The following is a 3,642-nucleotide window of genomic DNA, read 5'->3' on the forward strand; positions in this document are numbered from 1 at the left end:
TACGGCCTCTGTCAATGCGATGTTGAGTTTGCGTTGTGCCTACCTCAATGGGCAGCTTGCCTGTTGACTATTTTGTCGAAAGTGGGATGCTCCCACGAAAAGGACTTTCCAGGACACATGGGGTTTCCGCTTTAGCAGCTAGGCGGGTTACTTCCGCCTCAGGGTACTAGTGATATGAGCTAGAGCCCTGCATGATTGGCATACCCTAGGGACAACGCATCGATCTCTCACTGATCCTGTCAAGATGCAGAACGCTTGATATCTAGATGATGCAGCTTGCTAAAAAGATGAATTGTGGCATCAAAACCAAGGGCTGGCTCTTCTAGTCTCAGTCTGTAGGGAGATGGCGGAACTACCGTGGCTGGGTAAAATAGAAGCCCTAGATGGGTTGCGATCGCTCAACGTTCTGACTAAATCCCGCCTACAGAACACCCTTGTTTTGGACTTTAAATCCTCATGTCTTTTGCTGAGTCTCCACGGACGCCACGTCTGCTCGCCGTAGACGATACCACCGACAACCTCATCTTGCTCGAAGCCATTCTAGAAGATGAGGGCTATGACATTCACTGCGTCACAGATGGCATGTCGGCCCTATGGCACGTTGAATCTCAGCCGCCCGATCTGATCTTACTGGATGTGATGATGCCGGGGATGGATGGCTATGAGGTAACTCGACGCATTCGCCAAAATCCTAATCTACCCTTCATTCCCATTGTGCTGATCACAGCCCATGATGAATCGAATCTCGTGGAGGGTCTCGATTTAGGTGCCGATGATTTTGTACGTAAGCCAGTTAACCCAGATGAATTGCTGGCTCGGGTGCGATCGCTTCTGCGCCTCAAGCGCAGCATTGATCTGCAAACCCAGATGGCTAAGCGGCAAGAAGATTTTGTTATGCGCCTCACCCACGATCTACGAACGCCTTTGGTGGCCGCCGATCGGATGCTGCATCTCTTTCAAAAAGAGACATTTTGTCCCATTTCTCCGGACATGCAGGAAGCGATCGCCGTGATGATTCGTAGTAACGATAGTCTATTGCAAATGGTTAATACATTGCTAGAAGTCTATCGCTACGATGCTGGATATAAAACGCTGACGTTCTCAATCTGCGATCTGCGCAATATTATTCAAGAGGTGATGGGCGAACTCCAGCCAATCGCCAACGAAAAGCAACTGCACCTGCTTTTTGAGACGGACGACCATGCCTCTGATGTCAGCGCCAAGGTGAGGGGCGATCGCTTAGAGCTACGGCGAGTGTTCACCAACCTCATTGGCAATGCTCTTAAATTTACGTCTCAAGGGCAGGTGGTTGTGCGGCTAGTTGAACAACCGATGTCTACAGAACAGACGGAGGAGCAGCTCCCCCCTTGCGTCAAGGTAGAGGTGCAAGACACCGGCCCCGGCATTTCCCCCGATGACCAACAGATGATCTTTGAACGGTTTCGCCAAGGTAAGGGCAAGCGATCGGGGAGTGGTTTAGGACTATACCTCTCTCGCCGCATCCTAGAAGCCCACCAAGGACAAATTTCTGTTGTTTCTGAACCAGGGCGGGGCAGCGTTTTTTCGATACAACTGCCGGGAGTTTTACCTGAAGCAACTCCATCGAGTAGGGTTTATCAGAGCCGTTACCATTAGGCTTGTCAGTACCTCTTAGTCTAGGCTAGATGTCGATGTCATCCCTGCCACCTTCTCCCCCGAAAGCGCTCCCTTCTCATCCGAAAGCGCTACAGCGAATTCGATGGGTTAGCTATCTCCTCGACGACTCGATACCGCTTCTCAACACAGGGTATCGCATGGGCATTGATCCGATTCTGGGCTTGTTGCCTGGGGTTGGCGATAGCCTTAGCTTGCTCATCTCGATCTATGTAGTGATGGAATCGGTGCGCTTCGGGTTGCCCAAACGTACCCTTGCACGCATGGTAGTGAATTTAGTCCTAGATACAGTGGCTGGCTCAGTGCCGATCGCGGGCAACATTTTTGACGTTGCTTGGAAGGCCAACCGCCACAATCTACGCCTCCTAGAAGCGCATCTTGCCGATCCAAAACCACCCACCCTAAGCGATCGCTTAGTCATGTTTGGCATTGTGGGGATTCTGATCGCCCTGCTCTTGGGCGTAGTGGCTCTTCTAGCTACGTTTATATGGCTAGCGTTGCAACTATTGGGCGTCAACTAAGCCCCAATCTCGGCAGCAGTTCTTAGGACAACGTGAGTTCCTTCACGTCCAAGATGTTTGCCTAGTTCCGTCCTGATCTTGGCGGGGGGCTTGCCAGAATACGGTGAATAGTTCGGTGTCTGGTTCATAAAAGACGTCTACCTGGGCCATCACACAGACTAAACCTTCACAAGTTCAACATTCAGATTATCTGCATTGATAGGGATGTAATTTAATCGCTCAAAACCAATGACTTTTCCAGCCTGGTTTTTGATCAGAATGACCTCTTCTTCGGTTTCTTCTGCGATAGATTCTTGGGTTGGATCATCAAACCAGACGGTCAGGGTTTGCCCCACTTCGTCGTAGTAAATTTTTACGTTGTCCATACAGGATCTCCGATTTTAATCGTATTGGTGCGATAGGTTGTGACGATGAAACTCTCTCCGTTTAAGTGACGGCAAACAACACAGACAAAATGAGGTGGATCAGGCTGGTAATGTAAGTACAGGTTCGGATCGCTCCGACTCCGGCGAATTTCTGAGGGATGCTATAAGGCTTGCTGGACTATTGTTTCTTGCCCAGCCATGATGGGAGGCTTGACGGTGATGATTTTCTGCCAGTATGACAGAGTTGTGCGAATGCGAATTCCCAATGGGGTTAGCACTTCGAAGTAGGGATCATCTTGATTTTCAGCAGTCATTGCTTTTTCCTAAGTCTGACAGCAATGCCTCACACTCGGTTTTGAGGGGAATGCCTAACTCTGTAGCTAACGCCAATGCCTGCTCACAATACTGCTGCGCCACCGCCACCGCACCCAAAGCTTGATGCAGCTCTGCCAGATTTTTGAGGGCTTCGGCTTCATCATTTCGACTTTTAACTTCTTGAAAAATGTTGAGAGCAGCTTGCAAATTCTCTAATGCTTTAGTTGTCAATTCTTGCTTCAACAAAGCAACTCCCAATTCGCGCAACCCTGCCCCTTCACCTCGTCGATCACCAATCTCACGGGCAACAGTTAAATGTTGATTAGCATAGTTAACCGCTTGGTCATAATCTCCCAGGCTTTCATAGGTAGTCCCCAGATTGCCGAGGTCTTGTCCTTCTCCCTGGCGATCGCCAATCTCTCGACTAATAATCAATGCTTGCTGATGGAAGTTGATTACACGCTCATACTGACCCAGACTGGTGTACGCAATCCCCAGATTGCCTAAAGCAGCGCTTTCTCCCTGGCGATTGCCAATCTCCTGCGCGATCGCCAGGTATTGCTGATAGAGGTCGATTGCACGCTCATACTGACCCAGATTGGTGTACGCATTTCCCAGACCGCATAAAGCACGGCCTTCTCCCGCGCGATCGCCAATCTCCCGTGCGATCGTCAGGGAGTGCTGATGGAATTCGATCGCACGCTCATACTGACCCAGACTGTTGTACGCAATCCCCAGATTGCCTAAAGTATTGCCTTCTCCCTGGCGATCGCCAATCTCCCGCGCGA

5 protein-coding genes are annotated in these 3,642 nt (G+C 50.2%); 2 read left to right on the top strand and 3 right to left on the bottom strand.

Annotated features, from left to right (window positions below; genetic code table 11):
* The first annotated feature begins 456 nt into the window (after window positions 1–456).
* A complete protein-coding gene (locus JUJ53_RS16125; RefSeq protein WP_204153065.1) occupies window positions 457–1,635 on the top strand; it encodes a hybrid sensor histidine kinase/response regulator in 1,179 nt (392 codons plus the stop codon).
* Window positions 1,636–1,670: 35 nt separating this feature from the next.
* A complete protein-coding gene (locus tag JUJ53_RS16130) occupies window positions 1,671–2,174 on the top strand; it encodes a DUF4112 domain-containing protein (protein WP_204153066.1) in 504 nt (167 codons plus the stop codon).
* Between the two features lie 158 nt (window positions 2,175–2,332).
* Here JUJ53_RS16130 and JUJ53_RS16135 read toward each other — a convergent pair whose 3' ends face one another.
* The 3 genes from JUJ53_RS16135 to JUJ53_RS16145 all read right to left on the bottom strand — a co-directional run.
* Window positions 2,333–2,539 (bottom strand): DUF2283 domain-containing protein, encoded by a 207-nt coding sequence (locus JUJ53_RS16135; protein ID WP_204153067.1) that lies wholly within the window; start codon window positions 2,537–2,539, stop codon window positions 2,333–2,335.
* Between the two features lie 161 nt (window positions 2,540–2,700).
* Complete coding sequence (locus JUJ53_RS24740; protein WP_239125121.1) at window positions 2,701–2,853, bottom strand: hypothetical protein; 153 nt, start codon at window positions 2,851–2,853, stop codon at window positions 2,701–2,703.
* A partial coding sequence (locus JUJ53_RS16145; RefSeq protein WP_204153068.1) for a tetratricopeptide repeat protein occupies window positions 2,843–3,642 on the bottom strand: 800 nt, incomplete at its 5' end. The genes JUJ53_RS24740 and JUJ53_RS16145, both read right to left, overlap by 11 nt.

Origin of the sequence: Leptolyngbya sp. CCY15150, assembly GCF_016888135.1 — a bacterium.
GTDB lineage: Bacteria > Cyanobacteriota > Cyanobacteriia > RECH01 > RECH01 > RECH01.

Excerpts from the sequence above, each read along its gene's own strand:
- JUJ53_RS16125 (WP_204153065.1), top strand. The coding sequence starts at position 457 with ATGTCTTTTGCTGAGTCTCCACGGACGCCACGTCTGCTCGCCGTAGAC.
- JUJ53_RS16135 (WP_204153067.1), bottom strand. The coding sequence starts at position 2,539 with ATGGACAACGTAAAAATTTACTACGACGAAGTGGGGCAAACCCTGACC.
- JUJ53_RS24740 (WP_239125121.1), bottom strand. The coding sequence starts at position 2,853 with ATGACTGCTGAAAATCAAGATGATCCCTACTTCGAAGTGCTAACCCCA.
- JUJ53_RS16130 (WP_204153066.1), top strand. The coding sequence starts at position 1,671 with ATGTCATCCCTGCCACCTTCTCCCCCGAAAGCGCTCCCTTCTCATCCG.